Origin of the sequence: Halomonas caseinilytica (assembly GCF_001662305.1) — a bacterium.
Classification (GTDB): Bacteria; Pseudomonadota; Gammaproteobacteria; order Pseudomonadales; family Halomonadaceae; genus Halomonas; species Halomonas caseinilytica.
On sequence record NZ_BDEP01000013.1, the window covers coordinates 121,905 to 145,724 of the forward strand.

The window sequence follows — 23,820 nt, forward strand, 5'->3', positions numbered from 1 at the left end:
AGAGCTCTCGACACTTTACCAGTTCGACTCGGCCCTTGTGTGCGCTCGATCACTGCCGGGCCAGGCGCAACGGCGATGGCGGCCATTCGCCCGGTGTAGCCCGCCAGGGACTGATATCGAGACCACCGCGGCGCACATAGCGTGCCAGCACCAGCAACCGCTCGGGCCTGGCCCTCGCCATCAGATCGGTGAAGATGTGCTCGACGCAGTGCTCATGGAAGTCCTGGTGCTGGCGATAGCCGACCAGATAACGCAGTAGCCCCTCGCGATCCAGCTTCGGGCCCCGATAGCGAATCATCACGCTGCCCCAGTCGGGCTGACCGGTCACCGGGCAATTCGACTTGAGCAGGTGCGAGTGCAGGGTCTCCTCGACGATCACCTCCCCCACCGTCAGATGCTCGGCGCTGGGGGTATAGTCGGCAATCTCGATATCCTGCTCGTCGATACTCTCTCCAGGCAGGGCGCGTGGTGTCAGCACCGGGTCATCGACACCGAAGACCTCGACCCCGACCGGGGCGCCGGCCGCCTCGGAAAGATCGTGTTCCAGGACCCGAACCACGCGCTCGGTCGAGGCGAAGCGGCTCTGGTTGAAACCATTGAGATAGAGCTTCCATGACTTGGACTCGATCAGTCGCGGCGAGGATGCCGGCAGCCGGAAACGTGCCACGGCGACGATCGGCTTGCCTCTGGCATTGAGCCACGACAGCTCGAAGGCATGCCATTCATCCTCGCCGACGAACGGCAAGGCGTCCTCCTCGATGCCCAGCGGGGCACGATTGATGGCGCGCTCGATGGGATAGAGCAATCCGGCATCATACTGCTCGGGATAAGCGGACTCGCGCCCCAGGGGCGCATCGGCCAGGGAGTCGGGACGGTCGTTCATCAGCTGCGGATCCCCTTGCCATTCTCCAGCATCCACAACGCCACGGCGAACAGCGCCACGATGAAGCCGAGGATGGCGGCCAGCGCCCAGCCCACCGGAATGTCGGAAACGCCGAGAAAGCCGTAACGGAAGACGTTGACCATGTAGAGGATGGGGTTGAGCATCGAGGCGCCCTGCCAGAAGGCCGGCAGCAGCGAGATCGAGTAGAACACCCCGCCGAGGTAGGTCAGCGGCGTCAGCACGAAGGTCGGCACGATGGAGATGTCATCGAACTTCTTGCCCAGCAGGGCGTTGATGAAGCCGCCCGTGGCGAACAGCGCCGCGGTGAGCACCACCACGCCGACGGTCAGCAGCGGATGCGCCACCTCGATGCGCGTGAAGAACAACGACACAACGGTGACGATGATGCCGACACCGAGTCCCCGCGCCATGCCGCCCAGAATGAAGCCCGCAAGGATCACCCAGTTGGGCATCGGCGAGACCATCATCTCCTCCACGCTGCGCTGGAACTTGTTGGAGAAGAAGCTGGAGGCCACGTTGGAATAGCTGTTGGTGATCACCGACATCATGATCAAGCCGGGGACGATGAAATCCATGTAGGAGTAACCGTCCATCTCACCGATGCGCGAGCCGATCAGGTTGCCGAAGATGATGAAGTACATCGCCATGGTGATCGACGGCGGCAGCAGCGTCTGCGGCCAGATCCGCGTGAATCGCTTGATCTCCTTGATCACCAGGGTCCATAGCGCAATGGCGGTCTGTGTGGCATTCATCCGCGTACCTCCGTGTCCTGGTCAGTGGCGCCCTGGCCTTCTTCCACCATGGAGACGAACATCTCCTCCAGCCGGTTGGCCCGGTTGCGCATCGACATCACCTCGATGCCCTGCTCCCCCAGCGCCTCGAAGACGTCGTTGAGTCGCTGGCCGCGATGCACCATCACCGAGAGCTGGGCCTCGTCCACCTGACGGACCTCGAAGCCTTCGACATGCGGCGCCTGCTCGACCGGATGGGCCAGGTCAAACAGGAAGGTTTCGGTATTCAGCTCGGCGAGCAGATCACGCACGCTGGTGTCACGGACGATACGCCCATGGTTGATAATACCGACATGGCGGCACAGGCTCTCGGCTTCTTCCAGATAGTGGGTGGTCAGGATGATGGTCGTCCCCTCCACCTCATTGATATACCGCATGTATTCCCACATGCTGCGCCGCAACTCGATATCCACGCCGGCCGTCGGCTCATCGAGGATCAGCAGCCTGGGGCGGTGCATCAAGGCACGAGCGATCATCAGGCGTCGCTTCATGCCGCCGGACAGCATGCGAGCACTGCCGTTGCGCTTGTCCCACAGGCCCAGGTCACGCAATAGCTGCTCGGCCCGTGGCAATGCCTCGCGTCGCGACATGCCATAATACCCGGCCTGGGCCAGGATGATGTCGATGACCTTCTCGAACTGATTGAAGTTGAATTCCTGGGGCACCACACCGAGATGGTACTTGGCACGTGCGAAATCGGTATCGATGTCGATACCGAAGATCGACACCTTGCCGTCGGTCTTCTGTACCAGCGAGCAGACCACCCCCAGGGTGGTCGACTTGCCCGCGCCATTGGGGCCCAGCAGGGCATAGAAATCCCCCTGGGCAACGTCGAGGTCGATGCCCTTGAGGGCCTGGAATCCATTGCCGTAGACCTTGGTCAGACCACGGATGGACAGCGCCGGTTCGGCCATGAGCGATCCTTCGAAGCTGGGTGGATGTCACCGAAGCCCGATGACATGGGGGCATGTCATCATCGATTCAAGTAGCCCGCAAACAATACCGGTTGTATGCAACAGGTCGCACCGCGGCGGAATGCGGATGACGACGATGACGCGTCAGGCTTGACGATGGGATACCGAAGAAGAAAACGTGAACGCCGCAGCAGGAACGATTCGATCGAACCAGCCTACCAGATCGCGTCTCGAGCCCTGGCACCGCTTGATTCACCGTCACACTGGAGCGGAAACGTGATGCGATCGGACCGGCGCACCGGATCGTGGCCCGAGCCTTGGCACCGCTTGCTTGATTCACTGAAACTGGGGCAACGAAATAATGGAGCGGGAAACGAGATTCGAACTCGCGACCCTCGCCTTGGCAAGGCGATGCTCTACCACTGAGCTATTCCCGCATATTGTGGTGTGTCGGCATTGCGAGGTGGCGTCCCATAGGGGGTTCGAACCCCTGTTACCGCCGTGAAAGGGCGGTGTCCTGGACCACTAGACGAATGGGACGCATCGGCTTTCATGTCGAAAACCTGGAGCGGGAAACGAGATTCGAACTCGCGACCCTCGCCTTGGCAAGGCGATGCTCTACCACTGAGCTATTCCCGCGCTTCGCACTGTCGAGCACCGGAAGGTGGCGTCCCATAGGGGGTTCGAACCCCTGTTACCGCCGTGAAAGGGCGGTGTCCTGGACCACTAGACGAATGGGACGCATCGGTTTCCATGTCGAAAACCTGGAGCGGGAAACGAGATTCGAACTCGCGACCCTCGCCTTGGCAAGGCGATGCTCTACCACTGAGCTATTCCCGCACTCCGGTACCTTGATGAGTCGAGTGGCGTCCCATAGGGGGTTCGAACCCCTGTTACCGCCGTGAAAGGGCGGTGTCCTAGACCACTAGACGAATGGGACGTTTCGCTCGCCTCGTCGAGGTGGCGCGTATATTACTCAGCGCCTCGAAAAGAGTCAACCCCGACACCCATCCCGTTGATTATCAACCCAACGTTGGCGATGCTGACTGGAAAAAAAGACCGACTTGAATGTCACAATAGACAGGCAGGCACGACGAGGAGACCGCCCATGCGCAAGAAAATCGAGAAGAGCGACGCCGAGTGGCGCGAGCAGCTCACCCCGGAGCAATACCACGTCACTCGCGAAAAGGGCACCGAACGTCCTTTCACGGGTGACTACCAGGTCACCGAGGAACATGGCATCTACCACTGTGTGTGTTGTCACGCTCCCCTGTTCGAGAATGAGCACAAGTTCGAGGCCGGCTGCGGCTGGCCAAGCTTCGACCGGCCACTCTCCTCGGAGTGTGTGGAGGAGCAGCCCGACAACAGCCACGGCATGCAACGCATCGAGGTAACCTGTGCACGCTGCAACGCCCATCTCGGCCACGTCTTTCCCGATGGCCCACCGGAGACCACCGGGCAGCGTTTCTGCATCAACTCAGTGGCCCTGAGCTTCCACTCCGGCGAATGAAGGCGGCCCCTGCGACGGCCGGTCATCTGCTATGATGGTCGGCCGTTTTCGCGTTTTCACCGCTACAAGGCAAGCAGGAGGGGCCGATGCTCGGCTGGTACCCGGGACACATGAACAAGGCGCGCCGCCAGATTCTCGAGGCGCTGCCGGAAATCGACGTCGTGATCGAAGTGCTCGACGCCCGCCTGCCCTACTCCAGCGCCAATCCCATGCTGGCGAGCCTGACCCGCCACAAGCCGGTGCTCAAGGTCCTCTCCCGGGCCGATCTCGCCGACCCCGAGCGCACCCGCGAATGGACGAACCACTTCGATGCCCAGCCCGAGGTTCGCGCGCTGGCCGTAACCACCACCCAGGCCCGGGAGCTCAAGCGCGTTCCCAAGCTGTGCCATGAACTGGCCGGTCAGGTCCGGGCCGACCGCGACGTGCGCGTCATGGTCATGGGCATTCCCAACGTCGGCAAGTCGACACTAATCAATGGCCTGGCCGGGCGTACCATCGCCAAGACCGGCAACGAACCGGCCGTCACCAAGCGCCAGCAGAAGGTCCGCATCGCCGGCCAGGTCGCCCTCATCGACACCCCGGGCGTGCTGTGGCCGAAGATCGAAGATCAGGCCAGCGCCTACCGACTGGCCGCCAGCGGCGCGATCCGCGACACTGCCATCGACTACGTGGATGTCGCGATCGTCACGGCGGCAGAGCTCGCCAGACGCTACCCCAATGCCCTCTCGAGTCGCTTCAAGCTCAAGGAGCTGCCGGTCTACCGGCCGAATCCCGAGGCCGAACGCATCGAGGCCGATGGTGCCCCCGGCCCCGACCTGCTGGCACAGGCCGGCTTCGACGGTCACGCCATCCTGGCGGCCATCGCCGGCAAGCGCGGCGGACTGCGTGCCGGCGGCGAAGTGGATCTTCATCGTGGGGCCGAAGTGCTGCTGCACGAGCTTCGCGACGGCAAGCTGGGGCGCCTGACCCTGGAGACACCCGCCGACATTCCGGCACCCGAAGAAGTAGAAGACGCCGACCCGGACGCGAGCGCCGAATAAGCGGCAAGCCTCGCCATCAAGAGCCCGACATTCCGGCCATACCTGGACACCCCTGGAAGCACGACATGGATACTGCCCCGCTCAATAAATCGCACAAGCTCGACAGCGTCTGCTACGACATCCGCGGCCCGGTGCTCGAACATGCCAAGCGTCTGGAGGACGAAGGCCAGCGAGTCCTCAAGCTGAACATCGGCAACCCGGCGCCATTCGGCTTCGAAGCGCCCGAAGAGATCCTTCAGGACGTGATGCGCAACCTGCCCACCGCCCAAGGGTATTGCGACTCCAAGGGGCTCTACTCGGCACGCAAGGCGATCATGCAGGAGTGTCAGCGCAAGGAGATCCCCGGCGTCGGCATCGAGGATATCTACATTGGCAACGGCGTCTCCGAGTTGATCGTGATGGCGCTGCAGGCGCTGCTCAACGATGGCGACGAGCTGCTGATCCCGGCTCCCGACTATCCGCTGTGGACGGCGGCAGCCAACCTCTCCGGCGGCCGCGCCGTACACTACCTGTGCGACGAGCAGTCCGACTGGGCGCCGGACATGGACGATATCCGCGCCAAGGTGACGAGCCATACCCGAGCCATCGTCATCATCAATCCCAACAACCCTACCGGAGCCGTCTATCCCCCGGAGGTCGTCAGCGAGCTGCTCGACATCGCCCGGGAACACGACCTGGTGGTGTTCTCCGACGAGATCTACGACAAGATCCTCTACGATGGGGTCGAGCATGTCGCCACCGGTGCCCTGGCCTCCGAGGACCAGCTGGTGGTGACCATGAACGGGCTCTCCAAGAGCTACCGCTGCGCCGGTTTTCGCAGCGGCTGGATGACGCTCTCGGGCACGCTGGCCAAGAAGCGTGCCGGCGACTTCATCCAGGGGCTGACCATGCTTGCCTCGATGCGCCTGTGTGCCAACGTCCCGGCCCAGCATGCCATCCAGACCGCCCTGGGCGGCTATCAGTCGATCAACGACCTGATCCTGCCTGGCGGCCGGCTGCTCGCCCAGCGCGACATCACCTTTGACAAGCTCAATGCCATTCCCGGGGTCAGCTGCACCAAACCCAAGGGCGCGCTCTACGCCTTCCCGCGCCTGGACCCCAAGGTCTTCAACATCCAGGACGACCAACAGATGGTGCTCGACCTGCTGCTCCAGGAGAAGATCCTGCTCGTCCAGGGCAGCGCCTTCAACTGGCCCGAACCCGATCATGTGCGCATCGTCACCCTGCCCTGGGTCGACCAGCTCGACGATGCCCTGGAGCGCTTCGCGCGCTTCCTGTCACGTTATCGCCAATAGTTGGACCTACGCTTGACGCCAGGCTTGAAACCCTTGGCGAAAGCCCGTATCTAATGCAAGGCTTTACCATCGCCGCGTCCGCCGATTCCCGGCCGGGCGCGACAATCTCGACGGGAGATATCCGGCAATGATGAGAATCCTGCTCTTTCTGGGCACCAACCTGGCCGTCATCCTGGTCGCCAGCATCACCCTGCGACTACTCGGCGTGGACGCCTATCTCTCCGAGAACGGCATGAACATGACCGGGCTGCTGATCTTCTGCTTCATCTTCGGCATGGCAGGGTCGATGGTCTCGCTGTTCATCTCCAAGTGGATGGCCAAGCGCTCCACCGGCACCGTGGTCATCGAGACGCCCTCCAACGCCACCGAGAAGTGGCTGCTCGATACCGTGGCCGAACTCGCGCGCGACGCCGGTATCAAGACCCCGGAGGTCGGTATCTTCCCGGCCCAGCAGTCCAACGCCTTCGCGACCGGCTGGAAGAAGGACGACGCCCTCGTGGCCGTTTCCGCCGGCCTGCTCAACCGCATGAAGCCCGAAGAGATTCGTGCCGTGCTGGCTCACGAGATCGGTCACGTGGCCAACGGCGACATGGTCACCCTGGCGTTGATCCAGGGCGTGCTCAATACCTTCGTGATGTTCTTCGCGCGCGTCGTCGCGCAACTGGTCGACAGCTTCCTGCGCAAGGACGACAACGGCGGGCTGGGCTTCTTCGGCTACTTCGCGGTGGTCATCGTCGCCGAGATCGTCTTCGGCCTGATCGCCTCGGCCATCGTCGCCTGGTTCTCGCGCTTCCGCGAATATCGCGCCGATGCCGCAGGTGCCAGCCTGGCCGGCAGCGGTGCCATGATCAACGCCCTGGCACGCCTCAAGGCCGAGACCCAGATGCCGGACCAGATGCCGGACACCCTGACCGCCTTTGCCATCACCACCGGCCAGTCACGCCGCCTGATGGAAAAACTCTTCGCCAGCCACCCACCGCTGGACGAGCGCATCCGCGCCCTGAAGGAAGCCGCCTATCGGCAGTAAAGACGCGCCGCTGGCAGGAATAGAAACGGCGCCGAGCGCCTTTGAGGAGGAAGGCATGGACCTGGGGCGCCAGGGATGCCTTCCCTCTTTTCCTTCCGGTTTCATGCTTGGCGCTTCACGTTGTGACCCTGAACCCCGCCGCCGACAGCGGCTCGGCGAGGTGGGAAGCAGCCGCTTCGAGGACCACCTCGAGAGTCGAGAACTCACGACGCAGCGGGTAGTTCGCCCGACAAGCATCGAAACCTTCCTCCAGCCCCAGATGCCGGGCTCGCTGCCGGAGCGCATCGTGGTCACGACGCGGATCGTAGACGGCACGCATGCACACGCGTAGCGCTTCCTCGATCTCGAGCCCGGCATCCAGCACCAGACGTGGCACGGGCGGCGCCGGCATCAGCTCCGCCTCGCCCATCCGGACAGGAAGCCCGACATGGCGCGCCAAGGCACGATATATCTGATGTGTGCCACGCAGCTTGCCATCCAGGCTGTAACCGGCCACGTGCGGCGTGGCGAGCTCGGCTTGGTCGCGCAGGGCCGCGTCGATGCCGGGTTCGTTCTCCCAGACATCCAGTATCGCCGCGATGTCTCCCCGCCCCGACAACCGGCCGCGCAGAGCCTGGCCATCCACGCAGTCGCCCCGGCCGGCGTTGAGCACCAGCGTGCCGGGCGTCAATTCGGCGATCCGGCAGGCATCGAGCAAGTGACGCGTGGCATGCGCCCCCTCCTGCACCAGCGGCGTATGCAGGCAGAGCACGTCGCAGCGATCCACTAGGGTGTCCAGGTCGGCAAAGTCCGTGCGACCTTCCCTCTCGGCACGCGGCGGATCACAGGCCAGGCAGTCGATGCCCAGTGCCTGCAGCCGCGCCAGCAGTCGTCCCCCGACATTGCCGACACCGATGACACCGATGCGACGCTCGGTGAGCCGAAAACCCTCTCGCTCGGCCAGGGTCGCCAGACTCGCCAGTACGTAATCGACCACGGCCTCGGCATTGCACCCCGGGGCGCTGGCGAACCCGATTCCGTGCCTGGACAATGCCCGCGTATCGACATGATCGGTGCCGATGGTGCAGGTACCGACGAAGCGTAGCCGAGAATCCCTCACCAGATCCTCATCGACCCGAGTGACCGAACGCACCACCAGGGCATCGGCATCGCGTACCGTCGCGGCATTGATCTCGCGTCCGGGCACGCTGACCACCTGGCCCAGCGCACCGAAACAGCGCTGGGCTTCGGGAACGTTGGCATCGACGATGATCCGCATGATGGTATCCTCCCGCGCCGGCCCGTCGGCTTTGAGCCCCGGGCACAAGGCCTTACAATATCGAGCATGTTACACGAGCGGTGCCGCCAGCGCCGCCACCACGCTACCAACACCGGAGCCACCGTGATCGTCCGCTGGGAAACCGACCATGACTATGTACTGATACATGTCCACCAGGACATGTTCGGCGACTGGATATTCAGTCGTGCCTGGGGGCAGATCGGCACCCAGTTCGGCGGCTTGAAGCACCAGCTTGCCGACGACCATGCCCAGGCGATGATGTGGCTCGACGACGAGGCGACCATCCAGGCCTCGCGAGGCTTCCACAAGGTTCTGGAGGCCGACGATCATAGCCCCGAAGGCCAGGATGCCGTGAAGCAACTCTCCTTGCTCGACTCCGCCTAGCTCTACAGTGTCATAAATCAGCTTGTTCCGATATTGGGACATTCTGTCTTAGGGGATGACGGTTGCAGCGGATGTCACGCTCTACGCTTCACGACGGTTTCGAGGCCTTCGAATTGGGGGCCATGCACGTTTTCAACGACAGCCAGGTGGTCACAGTGGACGACCAGTAAACCGGCTGGCGCGGCAAGGATACCTACGATACTGTATGTAAAGGGTCGGGGGTGTGCCTGCAAAATGGCGGGCGGCCAACCGGTGGTCATGCAATGAATCCAGGGAGTCGGGCGGCATGCAGGCAGGATATCGATACGCGGCGCTGGCCGTGATGCTACCGATGCTGGCGGTGGCAATACCCAGCCAGGCACAGGACAGCGGCTGGCAAGGAAGTCTGGGCGCGGGGGCGATTTACGCTCCCGATTATCTGGGAAGCGACGACTACGAGACGTCCATATGGCCATCGGTCAACCTGACCTATGGCGATAGCATGTATATCAACCCACGCGATGGCGTGGGCTGGAATGTCATTCATCGGAATGGCTGGCGGGTATCGCCGTTTCTCGGTTACACCTTCGGACGCGACAACGACGACGATCTGCACCGCCTGGATGAGGTCGACGGAGGCGTCACGGCGGGATTGCGAGCCGAATACACCGAGGGACATTGGCAGTACAGCGCGGCCGTGGAAACGCCGCTGAGCGGGGACGTGGATGGCTACCATGCCAGCGCCAAGGCCCATTGGCGCTCGCGCTTGACCCAACGGCTCTCCGTTTCGCTAGGCCCGAACATTGCCTATGGGAGCGATGCTTGGACCGAGGACATGTTCGGCATTTCCGCGCAGGAGAGTCGGCGCTCTGGGCTGGAGGCGTACTCACCGAACGAAGGCTATTTCCGCATCGGTGCCAATGCCAGCGCCAGTTATTATCTCACGCGGACATGGTCCATCACAGGCATGGTCGGCGTGTCACGTCTGACCGGCGACGCCAAGGATAGCCCCATCGTCGACGAGATCGGTGATGCGACCCAGTCCTACGTGGGTGGATTCATCAACTACAACTTCTAGGTGCTCAGATGGGCTGCCTAGTCACCCGTGGCGATGGGTCTCGCCGGATCGCGAATCCACTCGCTCCAGGAGCCGACATAGAGCTTGGGCAGCGGCAAGCCGGCCACGGCGTGGGCCAGAATATTGTGGCAGGCGGTGACCCCGGAGCCACAGTAGCTGATGACATCACTCGCTTCCGGCAATGCCTCGCGCAGCGCGGTCGGCGACTTGAAGCACCCGCTCTCGTCCAGGTTGTCTGCGCTGGGCCGGCAGAACGCGCCGGGAATATGCCCCGCCAGCGCATCCACCGGCTCGTGCTCGCCGCGAAACCGCTCCCGGGAGCGCGCATCGAGCTTCAGCGCCCGGCTGGAGAAGACCTCGTCGGCCTCGACCCAGGTATCGTCATCAAAGGCGGGCGCCCAATCGCTCGCGGCGGCCGGCGCTTTTTCGCCCTCCTCCAGCGAACCGCCTGCCTTCTGCCAGGCCGGCAGCCCGCCATCGAGCACCCGCACGTCCGGATGCCCCGCCCACCGAGCCAGCATCCACCAGGCACGCGCCGCGGCAAGCTGCCCGCCCATGTCGTCATACACCACCACGGGGCGACCCGGTTCGACACCCAGCCGTCGCAGCGTCGCGGCAAAAGCAGCGGGAGCGGGAAGCGGGTGACGGCCTCGCACACCGGGCGACGAGGCCAGGTCTCGATCAAGGTCGAGATGACGGCTAGTGGGGACATGTCCCTCGCGCCACAGACGAGCGCCAGCCTCAGGCTCCCCGAGCCGTGCCCGACAATCCAGCACCACAGGGGTCTGCGGCTCGCTCAGCCAGTGGCGCAGTGCCTCGGCACCGATCAGAACATCGCTCATGCGTGCTCTCCTTCCAGCAGTTCGATAGGGGCTCGACTGGCGATCAGTCGCCGCCGTCCAGCCTGGAGGAAACGTACCTCGATTACCGGGTTGGCCGGGTCGCCCTCCACCACGCTGATCTCTCCTTCGCCGAACACTGCGTGATTCAGCCGCTGGCCGACCCGATAGTCAGCCCCACGCTCGGCGACACCCGAGCGCTCGGCGGCTTCGACCGGCAGGTCGATCGGCGAATCCGGCGACAGGGCCGCCAGGTAGCGGCGTACCAGGTCGGGCCGCGTCACCGCCAGGGGCGTCGTGTCATCCGGAGCCGCCAGGCGCTGCGCTACGCGCAGGCTATCCTCCCAGGCGGTTTCACCAAGGAAGCGGCTGGGCCGATGATCACCGCCGTCGTGCAGCATCACCAGCCGTTCCCGAGCCCGGGTAATGGCTACGTAGAACAGCCGTCGCTCTTCCTCGAGCCGCTGGGGATTCAACGGATTGTCCCGGGTATAGTGCGGAAAATCTTCCTCGTTGGCACCGGCCAGCACCACCAGCGGCCACTCCAACCCCTTGGCACCGTGCACGGTGTTGATCAAAACGCCATCGTCACGGTTCTCCACCGGGCGTCTCAACAGCTCAGTGAAGGCCCCCAGATCGCTCACCTCGCTGGCCTGCTCGATGAGCACATCCAGCAGGCGCACATCCTCCTCGCCCTTGTCACGGCGCGCGGCGGCACGCTTGAGCACCTTTTCCGCCTCCACCGCCTCGATCACATGCCCCAGCAGGCGAGCGGGCGACCACGCCGAGAGCTTGGGCAGCTCGCACAGCAGCGCCCAGCGGCGCTTGAGGGTGCGCCGCTGGTGGGGCTTGATGCCCTCCAGCAAGGGGTCGTGACGCTCGGGCCAGCGCTGGGTCTCGGCCAAACGCGCCGCCAGCGCCGCCAGGCGCTCGCGAGGCACGAAAGACGTCGGCTGGGACAACAGCGTCAGCAAGTGGCCAGGGTCCTGCAGCAGGGAAGCATCCCGGGCCAGCATCAGATACCCTGCCAGCGCCTCAACCAGCGGCAGGCGGAACACGAAACGGTCCTCCCGAGCCAGCCGGAAAGGCACTCCGGCGCGCAGCAGCGCCAATTGCAGCGGGACCGACAAGGCCCAGCTGCGTACCAGCAGGCAAGCCTCCGAGAGGTCTCGGCCCTGGCGCTGCCAGGCGGCCAGCTCGTTCAGCAACGCCTGGCTGCCCTGGTTCACCGACAGTTGGGTCGCCGGATTGTCGGGCGCGGCCAGGCAGGTCTGGTCGGGGCGCCGCCGATTGGCATCGATGGCATGATTGGCCACCAGCGCTAGGGCATGGCCATGCCGGAAGGTCGTCGAAAGCGGATAGTCATGGGCGGCACCGAAGGTCGCGGTGAAGTTCTCGAGCATGGTGTCGGGATGGGCGCCACGCCATTCGTAGATGCATTGGTTGGCATCCCCTACCGCCATCACCGCCGCCTCGCGGCCCGCCAGGACGGCCAGCAAGCGCTGCTGGGCGACGTTGATGTCCTGATATTCATCGATGATGACGTGATCGAGAAACCCCTGAACGCGCGCGCGCAGGGTCGCGTCGGCTTCCAGTGCCAGCAGCGGACGATAGATCAGATCGGCGTAGGTCATCAGGCCGTGATCGGCGAGCAGGGTTTCGGCCTGCTCGAAGGCGCCCACGAAATGCTCGGTACCGTCGCCGAAATCGAGCCGCGCATACAGCTCGGCGGGGTCGGCCATTTCCGCCTTCACCAATCCGCAGAAGTGTGCCAGGGCTTCCAGCTTGTCGGCGTCAAGGGCGGTCTCGCGCGCGTCTGGCGCTCCTTCCAGGGCATTCAGCGAGGCCTGGCGCAGCAGGCGTTCCAGTTGCCAGTCAGCGGTCAGCAACTGACGCGGTGACAGCACACCCCAGCGGGTCAGGCTCTGACTGAGGCGATGGCCGAGAGAATGAAAGGTGCGCACGTCGGGCAACCGCTGCCCTGCCGGCGCCATGGCCGCCAGCCGTGTCTGAAAGTCCTCGCGGGCGGAACGATTGAACATCAGTACCAGCAGACGCGACGGGGCAATACCGCGCTCGAGCAGTTTCAGCACCCGCGCAACCATGGTGGTGGTCTTGCCGGCACCGGCCACCGCCGCGACCCGGGCATGACCCGCTTCATGGGCGATGACGGCACGCTGTTCCGACGTCAACCTCATGGCGCCGCGCCGTCCAGCCGACCCAACGGGTGCCAGGCGCCACCGCTGGTCAACCCCAGCCAGGGCACACCCTGCTCGTCGGTGCGCTCCTCGGCCTGCTCGATCAGTCGATAGAAGAGATTACGCCCGAGCCGCGCGGCCAGACCGAAGCGCACCGGCACTTCGGGGACCCATTCACCGCGGGGCGTGGCGGTGACGCTCAGGCGATGGGTGGCATCGAGCCGCACTTGGTCGCCCAGGTTGGTGACGACATGCCAGTAGCCCTGGTCGTCGCGCTCGGCATCGACGGCGATGAAGGCCAGGTCCTCGACCTGGACACGCTGCTTCTCGACGGGCGTCACCAGCCAGTGCGAGCCATCGCCTTCTCGCCGCAGGATCGTGGAGAGCAGACGCACCAGGCGTGGCCGGGCGATGACGCCCCCCTCGTGAATCCAGCGACCATCGGCGGCGATCAACAGATCCATCTCGCCGGCATGCTCGGGCGCCCAGCGATCCACCGGCGGAATCCCGCCCGAGGCATCGATGTCGTCCAGCAGTGAGTCCAGAGGCATGCGCGCTCCTTCCAGCAGCAATGGGCAGGCAAGACGCCAACGAGCAGGCTTGCCCGCAAGGCCGATGAACGAAGGCTAGACCAGGCCGGCCTTGGCCAGTGACTGACGCACTTCGCTCGAGGCTTCGGGCGCGGCCGCCTTGAACAGCCGATAGAAGTTGGCGGTAGTCTGCATGGCCACTTCCTCGACGCTGATCCCTCGCTCGGCAGCGATGCATTCGGCCACTTCCACCACCCAGGCCGGCTCGTTGGGCTTGCCGCGATGCGGCACCGGCGCCAGGTAAGGGCTGTCGGTCTCGATCAGCAGGCGATCAAGGGGCAGGCGTCGCGCCAGCTCGCGGACCGAACTGGCATTGCGGAAGGTGACGATGCCCGACAACGAGATATGAAATCCCTGGCCGACGGCCTCGCGGGCCATGTCCAGGTCTTCGGTGAAGCAGTGCAGCACACCGCCCACGTCGGGATCGACGTGCTCGCGTATCAGCGCCAGAGTATCTTCCCGGGCCTCACGGGTATGGATGATGACCGGCAGACCCAACTGGGTAGCCGCGATCAGGTGGCGACGAAAGCGCTCGTACTGCACCTCGCGTGGCACGCCATCGTAGTGATAATCGAGCCCGGTTTCACCGATGGCCACGGCGCCATGACCGTCGGCGGCCTCCATGATCGCTTCGACGCTCGGCTCTTCGGGCACCTCGTGTAGCGGATGCACACCGGCAGAAATCGCTACATCATCGTGCTCACGGGCAAGAGCGGCAAGGCCGGGCATGCCCTCGAGCGTGGTCGCAATCGCCAGGAACTGACGCACGCCACGAGCGCGGGCCGCCGCCAGGGCCGCTCCGACATCACCGTCATGGGTACGCGGGTCGAGACGATCGAGATGACAGTGGGAATCGACAAACATGCGCTAGCTTCACCGGTTTGAATAATGAAAGGAACACCGTCCGGTGTCGTGCCGTGGCTCAGGATCTCAACAAGGCCGCCCAGCGAACCAGCCAGGCTTCCAGCACCAACTGGGGGTTGGGGTTGCTCCCCTCGGCCAGCAGGCGTCGTTGTTCACGAGCATAGTCCAGCAGCCGGAACCAGTCGCGGACCCGGGCGTTCTTGACCGCCTGGCGGTACAACGGCAGCAGGTCGGGGTTGCGCAACTCGTCGCTGACACCGGACAGCCCGAGGCGAATCAGATCTTCGAGCCAGGCGATACCGTACCATAGGATGGCATCGATCGACTGCCGATCCAGTCGCGCGGCCTCGGCTACCGGCTCGGCGCCGCGCACCAGGGCATCGAAGGTTTCATGGAGCTGCTGCCGCAAGGCCCGGGATTGCGGATCGGCCAGTTCCAGGGCACGCAACGGCAGCCCACCCGAGGCGCGCCACCAGAAGCGCGCATCATCCTCACCGCCGAGCCGCTCGGCCAGCCAGGCCAGGCTTTGCATCTCGTCCGCCGCCGTCAGACTCCATTGCTGGCAGCGCGAACGGATGGTCGGCAGCAGGTGCGAGGGAATGTCGGACAGCAGCACGAACAAGGTCCTGCCGCCGGGCTCCTCCAGACTCTTTAGCAGGGCATTGGACGCCGCCACGTTCATGGCTTCCGCCGGCGCGATGACGATCACCCGATAGCCGCCCTGCTGGGCAGTCTGGGCAACGAAGGCATTGATGTCGCGCACCGGGCCGATGCGAATCTGGCGCTTGCCCTCCTCCGGCGACACTCGCATCAGGTCCGGATGATAACCGGCGGCCAGCATCTGGCAGGCGTGGCACTGGCCACAGGCGAATTCACCAGGTGCGGCACACAGGGTCCGGGCGATCAACGCCTCGGCCAGCGACTGCTTGCCGATGCCCTTCGGTCCGGCAAACAGCAGCGCGTGCGGCAGGCGTCCGGTGTCGGCGAGACGGGTGATTTCCTTCCAGCGCTCCGCCAGCCAGGGATAGGGACGCATGCTTTCCGTCATGCCCACGCCTCCAGGCAACCGTCGAGCAGCGCCTTCAATTCGTCCTGCACGGCGTCCAGCGGCTGGTCGGCATTCACCACGTAAACGCGCTCCGGCGCCTCGTCGGCCCGTTCCAGATAGGCTTGGCGCACAGCCTCGAAGAACTCGGCACGTTCACGCTCGAAGCGGTCCCGCTCACCTCCATCGCGATCGAGGCGCCCCTCCAGGCGATGCTGGGCCGCTGCCATGGGCATGTCCAGCAGAAGGGTCAGGTCGGGCGTCAAGCCGCGCTGGACGAAAGTTTCCAGCTCGGCGATCCGCGCCGTGTCGATGCCTCGCCCGCCGCCCTGGTAGGCGAAGGTCGCATCGGTGAAGCGATCGCAGACCACCCAGGCGCCCCGTTCGAGCGCCGGCCGCACCACGCGCGCCAGATGCTGGGCGCGGGCCGCGAACACCAGCAACAGCTCGGCATCATCGTCGAGAGGCTCGTCGCCGGCGGGGTCGAGCAACAAGCCACGGATGGCCTCCGCCCGCGGGGTGCCGCCAGGCTCTCGGGTGCGGACCACCTCGAGGCCATGCGCCTCGAGATGATCGGCCACCAGTGCGAGGTTGGTGGACTTGCCCACTCCTTCGCCGCCTTCCAGGGTGATGAAGCGTCCTCGGCGTTGCATGGTGGCGCCTCCTGGCACTCAGCGGTTGCGAATGTAGCGATTGACGGCGTTATTGTGCTCGCGCAATGTGCGCGAGAAATGATGCGTGCCGTCGCCCCGGGACACGAAATACAGCGCCTCGCCCTCAGCAGGGTTCACCGCCGCCTCCAGCGAGGCGCGCCCCGGCAGGGCGATCGGCGTGGGCGGCAGGCCCTCGATCACGTAGGTGTTGTAGGGCGTGGCCTCGCGCAGGTCGGCTCGGGTGATGTTGCCATCGTAGTGCTCACCCATGCCATAGATCACGGTAGGGTCGGTCTGCAGGCGCATGCCCCGTTCCAGGCGGCGGACGAAGACGCCGGCGATGCGCCCCCGCTCTTCCGGCGCGCCGGTCTCGCGCTCCACCAGCGAGGCCAGGATCAGCGCCTCGTAGGGCGTCTCCAGGGGCAGGTCCTCGGCTCGCTCGGCCCAGGTCGCCTCGAGCACTTCATCCATCCGGACCATGGCCTGGCGAAGGATATCCAGGTCACTGACGCCCTTGCGGTAACGATAGGTATCGGGGAAAAAGCGCCCTTCGGGATGCTCGCCTTCGCGGCCCAGCCGCGCCATGACCTCGGCATCGCTCAACGCCTGCGTCTCGTGTTCGAGCTTTTCCGCCGCATTCAGAGCGGCGCGCATCTGCTCGAAGGTCCAGCCTTCCGGGATGGTCAGATCATAGCTGACCAACTCGTGACGACGCAGGCGCTCAAGCAGCGCCTGCCCGTCCATGCCCGGCTCGAGCCGGTATTCCCCCGGTCGGAGCGAAGGCACGGCATCGGGGTCGAGACGCGTCAGCAGGCGGAAGGCCCAGGCATCCTCGAGGATGCCGCGCTCGTCGAGCTCGGCGATGACCCGATGATAGCCGGCCCCTTCCGGCACTTCGTAGATGAGCGGTGCCTCGATCGACAGCGGTGTGTCGAGGCGCGTCTCCCAGTAACGGTATCCCCCACCGACGACCAGCGCGACCAGGATCACCAATGGCGGCAGGAACTTCAGCGCACGTTTCATGCCTCGTCTTCCTCGTCTCGTTCGCCCGCATCGTCGTCATGGCACGGATACCCCAGGAGCGCATGGGCCTCGGCCTGCAGCGCTCGGTGCAGCCTGCCGATACGCCAGTCCGCCAGCTTTTGCCCTTGGTCGTCATCGAGGCGCCGCACCGGCCAGAGTCCTTGCACGGCATTGCCAAGCCAGACCGCCTCGGCACTCTCGAGCGTTTCGGGGCCGGCATCCACTTCCTCGATACCGAGACGCCGACACAAGGCGTCCCGCAGCGTGCCGGCCACGCCGCAGCGAGCCAGACCGGGCGTTTCCAGGCGCCCTGCCCGTTGCCAGAAGAGGTTCATGCTGGTCGCTTCGACCAGACGCCCCTCGCTGTCGCACAGCAGCCCCTCGGCAATCTCCGGGTCCTGCCACTCGGCACGGGCCATGACATTTTCCAGTCGGTTGAGATGCTTGAGACCGGCAAGGCGCGGCTGAATTCCCAACGCCAATCGGCAATGACGCACGCGAATCCCCTGCCACCAGCGTTCAGGGGACGGAGTGAAGGGGGTGACACGCCAGCGCAGGCGTGGCGCGGGCATGTCGGGAAGCCGATAGCCGCGCCCGCCGCTGCCACGAGTCAGGGTCAGCTTGAGCACCCAGAGGCCTGCGCCGGCTCGGGCCGGCAGGGCATCCAGGGCCGAGCGCGACGGCACCGGGATGCCCAGGCGTTCACCACCGCGCACGAGGCGCGCCATGTGGGCCTCCCACAGCGTCGCCACGCCATCCCGGACCAGAACGGTCTCGAACAGGCCATCACCGTAGGCCAGACCACGGTCATCGAAGGGCACGCCCTCTCCGTCCGCGATGTCCTCGGATGACAAGCTCACACCTTCGAGAAGACCAGGGTGCCGTTGGTGCCGCCGAAGCCGAAGGAGTTCGACAGGCTCACATCGATCTTCATCTCGCGGGCGGTATTGGGCACGTAGTCCAGGTTGCAGCCTTCCTGGAGATTGTCCAGGTTGATGGTCGGCGGCGCCACCTGGTCGCGAATCGCCAGCACGCTGAATACCGCCTCGACGGCACCGGCCGCACCGAGCAGATGGCCGATCATCGACTTGGTGGAGCTGACGGCGACCTCGCGAGACGCCTCGCCCAGCACCCGTTCCACCGCACGGCTCTCGGCGAGGTCGCCGGCCTGGGTCGAGGTGCCGTGGGCATTGATGTAATCGACGGCCGACGGCGCGATACCGGCGTCCTGGATGGCATTGCTCATCGACATCGCCGCGCCGCTGCCGTCTTCAGGGGGCGCGGTCATGTGGTGGGCGTCGTCGCTCATGCCGAATCCGCTCAGCTCGGCATAGATGGTCGCGCCCCGGGCGACGGCATGCTCGTACTCTTCCAGCACCATGACGCCAGCGCCGTCCGACAGCACGAAGCCGTCACGATCCCGATCCCAGGGCCGACTGGCCGCTTCGGGATCGTCATTGCGGGTGGAAAGCGCCCGCGCCGCGGAGAAGCCGCCCAGCCCCAGAGGCGTGGTCGCCATCTCGGCACCGCCGCAGATCATGACATCGGCATCGCCGTAGGCAATGGTCCGGGCGCTGTAGCCGATGTTATGGGTGCCGGTGGTACAGGCGGTGGTGATGGCGATGTTGGGGCCGCGAAAGCCATGCTGAATCGCCAGGTTGCCGGAGATCATGTTGATGATCGAGCCCGGCACGAAGAACGGAGAAATGCGTCGCGCACCGCCCTTCTGCAAGGCCTTGTGGTTATGCTCGATCATCGGCAAGCCGCCAATGCCGGACCCGATGGCCACGCCGATGCGGTGAGCGTTGTCTTCGGTGCACTCGATGCCGGCATCTTCGATTGCCTGGCCACCAGCCGCCACCCCATACTGGATGAACAGGTCCATCTTCCTGGCATCCTTGGGATTGAGGTAGGGGCTGATATCGAAATTCTTCACTGAGCCACCGAAACGCGTATTGAAGCCGCTGGCATCGAAGTGCTCGATCGGGGCAATACCGCTCTTGCCGGCCACGATGTTCCGCCAGCTCTCGTCGACGGTGTTTCCCACAGGGGTAACCAGGCCCAGCCCGGTCACCACAACCCTTCTGCGAGCCATCAGCTTTCCTCCAGACATCTCAAGATAGTGCAGCCCATCCAGGGGCATTCATTGTTGGCATTATACCCGACTCATCGCTCGCTGTACGCCATGCAATGCCCCGGGAACCGGGGAAAGGCAACGCGCGAGTCCGGTACCGCTTCCATGCTCCCACATAGCATAAGAGCCGCCCTGCATGGCAGGACGGCTCTCTCCGGGCAATTCCCGGACCTTTCAGCAAGCGGGGTCGACCGCGCCCTTACTGGTGGGCGTTAACGTAGTCGATGGCTTCCTGAACGGTGGTGATCTTCTCGGCTTCCTCGTCGGGAATCTCGGTATCGAATTCCTCTTCGAGCGCCATCACCAGCTCGACGGTATCCAGGGAATCGGCACCGAGATCCTCGGTGAAGGAAGATGAGCTCTGGATATCCTCTTCCTTGACGTTCAGGCGCTCGGCCACAACCTTCTTCACGCGCTCTTCGATGGTGCTCATTATGACGTACTCCAGTCGTTCACGTTAGCCGTTCTGATGACCAGCCGGTTCAAATCCGCAAGCATAAGCTGCGGGGTAGTTTATAGACCGCTCTGGGTCGACGCAACCGCCGCATGCCGCGGCATCAACGCATGTTCATGCCGCCATTGACGTGCAGGGTTTCGCCAGTGATATAGCTTGCCGTCTCGCCGGTCAGAAAGCCCACTGCAGCGGCGATTTCTTCCGGCCGGCCGAGCCGCGAAAGCGGAATCTGGCCAAGCAGCGCTTCCTGCTGCGCCTCGGGCAGCGATTCGGTCATGTCGGTGGCGATGAAGCCCGGTGCCACGGCGTTGACCGTGATGTCGCGGGCTGCCACTTCGCGCGCCAGTGCCCGAGTGAAGCCCTCCATGCCGGCCTTGGCCGCCGCATAGTTGGCCTGCCCAAGGTTACCCATGGTGGCGACGACCGAACTGATGGAGACGATGCGGCCGAAGCGTGCCCGGGTCATGCCGCGCAGGCAGGCCTTGCTGACGCGATAGACCGACTTCAGGTTGGCATCCAGGACCGCGTCCCAGTCCTCTTCCTTCATGCGCATCAGCAGATTGTCGCGGGTGATGCCGGCATTGTTGACCAGGATGGTCGGCGCACCGAATTCCTCGCCGATGGACTTGACCAGGGCATCCACGCTCTGCTGGTCGGTGACATCCAGGCGCCGCCCGGCACCCTCGATGCCCTGTTCCTTGAGATCGGCGTCGATACGCTCGGCGCCGGCATCGCTGGTGGCGGTACCGATCACGATGCGTCCCTGGCGTCCCAGCTCGTGGGCGATGGCGCGGCCGATGCCGCGACTGGCCCCGGTGATCAGGGCGACTCTACGCTCGGTTGTCATGCTCTCTTCCATTCTCGTCCGGGAGAGGGAGTCAGCCGTTGGCCGACGGCGACTGGCCCACCGCTTCGCGGGCCAGTTCCAGGGCAGTGGTGAGGCTGTCCGGATCATTGACGGACAAGCCTCGGCTACCCCGGGCAATTCGCTTGTTGAGGCCGGTCAGCACCTTGCCGGGACCGCACTCGATGAACACTTCGGCCCCCAGCCCCGACAGGGCCTCGACGCAGGAGGTCCAGCGCACCGGCTGATAGAGCTGCTCGATCAGGCGAGTGCGCAGCGTCTCGACATCGGCATGTGCCTCGGCATCGACATTCTGGATCACGGTGTAACGCGGTGCACGCAACTCGATCGATGCCATTGCCTCGGCCAGCCGGTCAGCCGCCGGACGCATCAGGTCGCAATGCGAAGGTACCGATACCGGCAGCGGCATGGCACGCTTGGCACCCGCCTCCTGACAGGCCGCGATGGCGCGATCGACGGCCGCCTTGCTGCCGGCGATGACCACTTGTCCCGGCGCATTGTAGTTGACCGCCGCCACGACGTCGCCCTCGGCTGCCTGGGCACAGGCCGCCTCGACCGTATCGTCATCGAGACCGAGCACGGCCGCCATGGCGCCCTCGCCCATAGGAACGGCGTCCTGCATCGCCTCGCCACGCAACTTGACCAGACGCACGCCTTCGGCGAAAGGCAGCGCACCAGCACACACCATGGCACTGTATTCCCCCAGGCTGTGGCCGGCCATGGCGGTGGGCCGCGGCCCCTCCAGCTCCTGCCAGACCCGCCATATCGACACACTGGCGGTCAGCAATGCCGGCTGGGTGCAGGCTGTCGCGTTGAGCGCCTCGGCGGGCCCTTCCTGGACCACCTGCCAGAGATCATAGCCCAGCGCATCGGAGGCTTCCTCGAAAGTGGTGCCCACCACGCTGTAGCGTTCCGCCAGCTCGCGCAGCATGCCGATCTGCTGGGAGCCCTGCCCGGGAAAGATGAGGGCAAGGGGTTGAGTCATGTCGATCACCTTTGCTCTTGTTGACTTGTCTCGCCATCCGCCGCATCCGTGACAGCGGTGGCAAGCGTCCAGGATCCGCTGGCATCTCGACCGTCATCGACGGCCGAGGCGCCAGCAGACCGGCACTGGCCGAGTTCTGCAGCCAGGCAGGCCGGCAGGTCATGGGCCACTTCCCGTGCCGCGCGCACCACAGCATAGTGGAAGCCGGCCGCATCGGCTCCACCGTGACTCTTGATGACGATGCCATCGAGCCCCAGCAGACTGGCCCCGTTGTAGCGCACCGGATCGAGCTCCCCTCGAAGTCGCGCCAGAGCGGGGCGTGCCAGCCACCCTACCAGCCGACTGGACCAGTGAGCCTCGAAGGTTGCCTGAACCCGACGCACCAGCATGCGCGCCAAGCCCTCGCTGGCCTTGAGCACAGCATTGCCGACGAACCCATCGCACACCACCACATCGACCTCGCCGGAAAAGATGGCATCGCCTTCGACGAATCCCTGGTAGTGCAATCCCGGCTCGCGCTTGAGCAGCTCATCGGCCCGCTGGACACTGGCCGTCCCCTTGGTGCCCTCGACACCGACGTTGAGCAGGCCGACTCGAGGATGCGCCAGGTCGTCGAGGCGTCGCGCCATGACGTCGCCCATCAGGGCGAAGTCCCTGAGTCGCTCGGCCTCGGCATCGACATTGGCCCCCAGGTCGAGCAGGTAGCAACGACCTTCGCGGCGTGTCGGTATCGCGGTGCTGATGGCCGGTCGAGGCATGCCGCCCACCATGCCGAGCGCACGACGCGCCAGTGCCATCAGGGCGCCAGTATTGCCGGCACTGACGCCGGCCTCGGCCTCGCCCCGCGCCAGGCACCCCAACATGCCCGACATGCTGGTGTCGTCATTGCCGCGCAGCACCTGAGCGGGGCGCTGGTCCTGCCTGACGACCCCGGGGGCATCCACGACGCATAAACGCGACGACGCCGCGGCGAGAGGCCGCGGCAGCCGAGAGATCTCGTCTTCCAGATGTCGGGCCGGACCGAACAACCGGATCTCGAGATCGGGGTCGGCCATGACAGCACTGGCGGCACCCGCCACGGCGGCGTGGGGCCCCAGGTCCCCTCCCATGGCGTCAACGGCAATCCGCATCTCAGTGGTCAAGCGTCATGGCGTAAAGATCGCCGTCTTCAGACGTCGACGACCTTGCGACCACGATAGTAGCCATCCGGAGCCACATGGTGGCGCAGATGGGTGGTGCCGGTTTCCTTGTCCTGGGACAGCGCCTTGCCGGTCAGGGCGTCGTGGCTGCGACGCATGCCGCGCTTGGAACGGGTCTTGCGGTTCTGTTGAACTGCCATGAGATATCACTCCAGAGTGAATCGATAAAATATCAGTGTTTGCCCTTGAGATGCTTGAGCACATCGAAGGGGCTCTTGGAGGGCGTGTCCGAACCGACGGTACCCGCCCCGCTGCTCAGCTGGTCGCGCGAGACCTTGCAATCGGCCTCGTCGTGGTAAACCACCTGGGGCAGACTGAGGATCAGTTCATCCTCTACCACCGACAGGAGGTTCAGCTGTTCGTTTTCCACCAGCACCGGCTCGTGGGTGCTCGGCAGATCCGCCGCCAGGGCATCGCTGGTCACCAGCCCCAGCAGGAAGTCGCTCTCGACCTCGCTTGCCATGGGCGACAGGCAACGTCGGCACGGCAACTGCAATTCGGCCTCGAGATGGCCTTCGATCGTCCGACGCCCCTGGGCATCGATGGTGAACGTCAGCCATACCTGAGCATCCCCGAGTTGCTCGCCGATTTCCTCGGCAAGCCGAGGCATATCGGCCAGTGCAGCAAGGCCCTCGAGGTGTTCGCCGTGAGCGGCGAGCTTGTAGGGCTCGACCCGGCTCGGAAGTCGTGAGGTCAACATAGGCGCGCAATGATAGGCACTCCCCCAGCCCCTGTCAAAGCCGCCATCGTCTCGGGTTACAATGTGTTGC

General features: G+C 64.7%; 25 protein-coding genes and 6 tRNA genes. 6 read left to right on the forward strand and 25 right to left on the reverse strand.

Features of this window, described 5'->3' with window-relative positions; translation table 11 throughout:
* Positions 1-49: 49 nt before the first annotated feature.
* The 9 genes from queF to A9O65_RS07110 all read right to left on the reverse strand — a co-directional run bounded on the left by queF (position 50) and on the right by A9O65_RS07110 (position 3,549).
* Positions 50-883, reverse strand: a complete 834-nt coding sequence (gene queF, locus A9O65_RS07070) for an NADPH-dependent 7-cyano-7-deazaguanine reductase QueF (protein ID WP_064698762.1) — start codon at positions 881-883, stop codon at positions 50-52.
* Complete coding sequence (locus A9O65_RS07075) at positions 883-1,656, reverse strand: ABC transporter permease (RefSeq protein WP_064698763.1); 774 nt, start codon at positions 1,654-1,656, stop codon at positions 883-885. The genes queF and A9O65_RS07075 overlap by 1 nt, the downstream gene beginning before the upstream one ends.
* Positions 1,653-2,609, reverse strand: coding sequence for an ABC transporter ATP-binding protein (locus tag A9O65_RS07080; RefSeq protein ID WP_064698764.1), 957 nt, complete (start codon positions 2,607-2,609; stop codon positions 1,653-1,655). The genes A9O65_RS07075 and A9O65_RS07080 overlap by 4 nt, the downstream gene beginning before the upstream one ends.
* Before the next feature lie 362 nt (positions 2,610-2,971).
* Positions 2,972-3,046 (reverse strand) — tRNA-Gly (locus A9O65_RS07085).
* A gap of 27 nt (positions 3,047-3,073) precedes the next feature.
* Positions 3,074-3,149: transfer RNA gene (locus A9O65_RS07090), tRNA-Glu, on the reverse strand.
* A 24-nt stretch (positions 3,150-3,173) separates the two neighbouring features.
* Positions 3,174-3,248 (reverse strand) — tRNA-Gly (locus A9O65_RS07095).
* 26 nt (positions 3,249-3,274) lie between these two features.
* Positions 3,275-3,350, reverse strand: a tRNA-Glu gene (locus A9O65_RS07100).
* Positions 3,351-3,374: 24 nt separating this feature from the next.
* Positions 3,375-3,449: transfer RNA gene (locus A9O65_RS07105), tRNA-Gly, on the reverse strand.
* 24 nt (positions 3,450-3,473) lie between these two features.
* A tRNA-Glu gene (locus A9O65_RS07110) sits at positions 3,474-3,549 on the reverse strand.
* A 168-nt stretch (positions 3,550-3,717) separates the two neighbouring features.
* Between A9O65_RS07110 and msrB the strand changes: the two genes are divergently transcribed.
* From msrB to htpX, 4 genes are all read left to right on the forward strand, one after another.
* Complete coding sequence (gene msrB / locus A9O65_RS07115; protein ID WP_064698765.1) at positions 3,718-4,119, forward strand: peptide-methionine (R)-S-oxide reductase MsrB; 402 nt, start codon at positions 3,718-3,720, stop codon at positions 4,117-4,119.
* Positions 4,120-4,205: 86 nt separating this feature from the next.
* Positions 4,206-5,159, forward strand: a complete 954-nt coding sequence (gene ylqF / locus A9O65_RS07120) for a ribosome biogenesis GTPase YlqF (protein WP_064698766.1) — start codon at positions 4,206-4,208, stop codon at positions 5,157-5,159.
* Between the two features lie 65 nt (positions 5,160-5,224).
* Positions 5,225-6,454 (forward strand): pyridoxal phosphate-dependent aminotransferase, encoded by a 1,230-nt coding sequence (locus A9O65_RS07125; protein WP_064698767.1) that lies wholly within the window; start codon positions 5,225-5,227, stop codon positions 6,452-6,454.
* A gap of 127 nt (positions 6,455-6,581) precedes the next feature.
* On the forward strand, positions 6,582-7,481 hold the full coding sequence (htpX, locus tag A9O65_RS07130) for a protease HtpX (RefSeq protein ID WP_064698768.1): 900 nt from the start codon (positions 6,582-6,584) through the stop codon (positions 7,479-7,481).
* A 115-nt stretch (positions 7,482-7,596) separates the two neighbouring features.
* Here the strand turns inward: htpX and pdxB are convergent, their stop codons facing one another.
* The gene (pdxB, locus tag A9O65_RS07135; RefSeq protein WP_064701751.1) at positions 7,597-8,739 is read right to left on the reverse strand and encodes a 4-phosphoerythronate dehydrogenase PdxB; all 1,143 of its coding nucleotides are present in this window, start codon (positions 8,737-8,739) and stop codon (positions 7,597-7,599) included.
* Between the two features lie 123 nt (positions 8,740-8,862).
* On the opposite strand from pdxB, the gene A9O65_RS07140 reads away from it, so the two are divergent.
* Positions 8,863-9,144, forward strand: a complete 282-nt coding sequence (locus tag A9O65_RS07140; protein WP_064698770.1) for a hypothetical protein — start codon at positions 8,863-8,865, stop codon at positions 9,142-9,144.
* 286 nt (positions 9,145-9,430) lie between these two features.
* Positions 9,431-10,201, forward strand: coding sequence for a MipA/OmpV family protein (locus tag A9O65_RS07145; protein ID WP_064701752.1), 771 nt, complete (start codon positions 9,431-9,433; stop codon positions 10,199-10,201).
* Between the two features lie 17 nt (positions 10,202-10,218).
* Here A9O65_RS07145 and A9O65_RS07150 read toward each other — a convergent pair whose 3' ends face one another.
* The 15 genes from A9O65_RS07150 to A9O65_RS07220 all read right to left on the reverse strand — a co-directional run bounded on the left by A9O65_RS07150 (position 10,219) and on the right by A9O65_RS07220 (position 23,750).
* Complete coding sequence (locus A9O65_RS07150) at positions 10,219-11,043, reverse strand: sulfurtransferase (RefSeq protein ID WP_064701753.1); 825 nt, start codon at positions 11,041-11,043, stop codon at positions 10,219-10,221.
* Positions 11,040-13,238, reverse strand: coding sequence for an ATP-dependent helicase (locus tag A9O65_RS07155; RefSeq protein WP_064701754.1), 2,199 nt, complete (start codon positions 13,236-13,238; stop codon positions 11,040-11,042). Before A9O65_RS07155 ends, A9O65_RS07150 begins: the two co-directional genes overlap by 4 nt.
* On the reverse strand, positions 13,235-13,789 hold the full coding sequence (locus A9O65_RS07160; RefSeq protein ID WP_064701755.1) for a DUF1285 domain-containing protein: 555 nt from the start codon (positions 13,787-13,789) through the stop codon (positions 13,235-13,237). The genes A9O65_RS07155 and A9O65_RS07160 overlap by 4 nt, the downstream gene beginning before the upstream one ends.
* A gap of 75 nt (positions 13,790-13,864) precedes the next feature.
* A complete protein-coding gene (locus tag A9O65_RS07165; protein ID WP_064698775.1) occupies positions 13,865-14,692 on the reverse strand; it encodes a TatD family hydrolase in 828 nt (275 codons plus the stop codon).
* A 58-nt stretch (positions 14,693-14,750) separates the two neighbouring features.
* The gene (locus A9O65_RS07170; protein WP_170825717.1) at positions 14,751-15,740 is read right to left on the reverse strand and encodes a DNA polymerase III subunit delta'; all 990 of its coding nucleotides are present in this window, start codon (positions 15,738-15,740) and stop codon (positions 14,751-14,753) included.
* The gene (gene tmk / locus A9O65_RS07175; protein ID WP_064701756.1) at positions 15,737-16,390 is read right to left on the reverse strand and encodes a dTMP kinase; all 654 of its coding nucleotides are present in this window, start codon (positions 16,388-16,390) and stop codon (positions 15,737-15,739) included. Before tmk ends, A9O65_RS07170 begins: the two co-directional genes overlap by 4 nt.
* 18 nt (positions 16,391-16,408) lie before the next feature.
* Entirely contained in the window at positions 16,409-17,413 is a 1,005-nt protein-coding gene (gene mltG / locus A9O65_RS07180) for an endolytic transglycosylase MltG (protein WP_064698777.1), read from the reverse strand.
* Entirely contained in the window at positions 17,410-18,267 is an 858-nt protein-coding gene (gene pabC / locus A9O65_RS07185) for an aminodeoxychorismate lyase (protein WP_244534485.1), read from the reverse strand. The genes mltG and pabC overlap by 4 nt, the downstream gene beginning before the upstream one ends.
* A gap of 2 nt (positions 18,268-18,269) precedes the next feature.
* Positions 18,270-19,508: a beta-ketoacyl-ACP synthase II gene (gene fabF / locus A9O65_RS07190; RefSeq protein WP_064701757.1), complete on the reverse strand. Its 1,239-nt coding sequence runs from the start codon at positions 19,506-19,508 to the stop codon at positions 18,270-18,272.
* A gap of 238 nt (positions 19,509-19,746) precedes the next feature.
* Positions 19,747-19,980, reverse strand: coding sequence for an acyl carrier protein (acpP, locus tag A9O65_RS07195; RefSeq protein WP_013331755.1), 234 nt, complete (start codon positions 19,978-19,980; stop codon positions 19,747-19,749).
* A gap of 124 nt (positions 19,981-20,104) precedes the next feature.
* Positions 20,105-20,848: a 3-oxoacyl-ACP reductase FabG gene (fabG, locus tag A9O65_RS07200; RefSeq protein WP_064701758.1), complete on the reverse strand. Its 744-nt coding sequence runs from the start codon at positions 20,846-20,848 to the stop codon at positions 20,105-20,107.
* Positions 20,849-20,879: 31 nt separating this feature from the next.
* Positions 20,880-21,851, reverse strand: coding sequence for an ACP S-malonyltransferase (fabD, locus tag A9O65_RS07205; RefSeq protein WP_064698881.1), 972 nt, complete (start codon positions 21,849-21,851; stop codon positions 20,880-20,882).
* Between the two features lie 5 nt (positions 21,852-21,856).
* Entirely contained in the window at positions 21,857-22,981 is a 1,125-nt protein-coding gene (gene plsX / locus A9O65_RS07210; protein ID WP_064701759.1) for a phosphate acyltransferase PlsX, read from the reverse strand.
* 38 nt (positions 22,982-23,019) lie between these two features.
* Positions 23,020-23,190 carry a 50S ribosomal protein L32 gene (gene rpmF, locus A9O65_RS07215; protein ID WP_064698781.1) on the reverse strand — a complete coding sequence of 57 codons (171 nt, stop codon included), beginning with the start codon at positions 23,188-23,190 and terminating at the stop codon, positions 23,020-23,022.
* Positions 23,191-23,222: 32 nt separating this feature from the next.
* Positions 23,223-23,750 (reverse strand): YceD family protein, encoded by a 528-nt coding sequence (locus A9O65_RS07220; protein WP_064698782.1) that lies wholly within the window; start codon positions 23,748-23,750, stop codon positions 23,223-23,225.
* Positions 23,751-23,820: the final 70 nt, after the last annotated feature.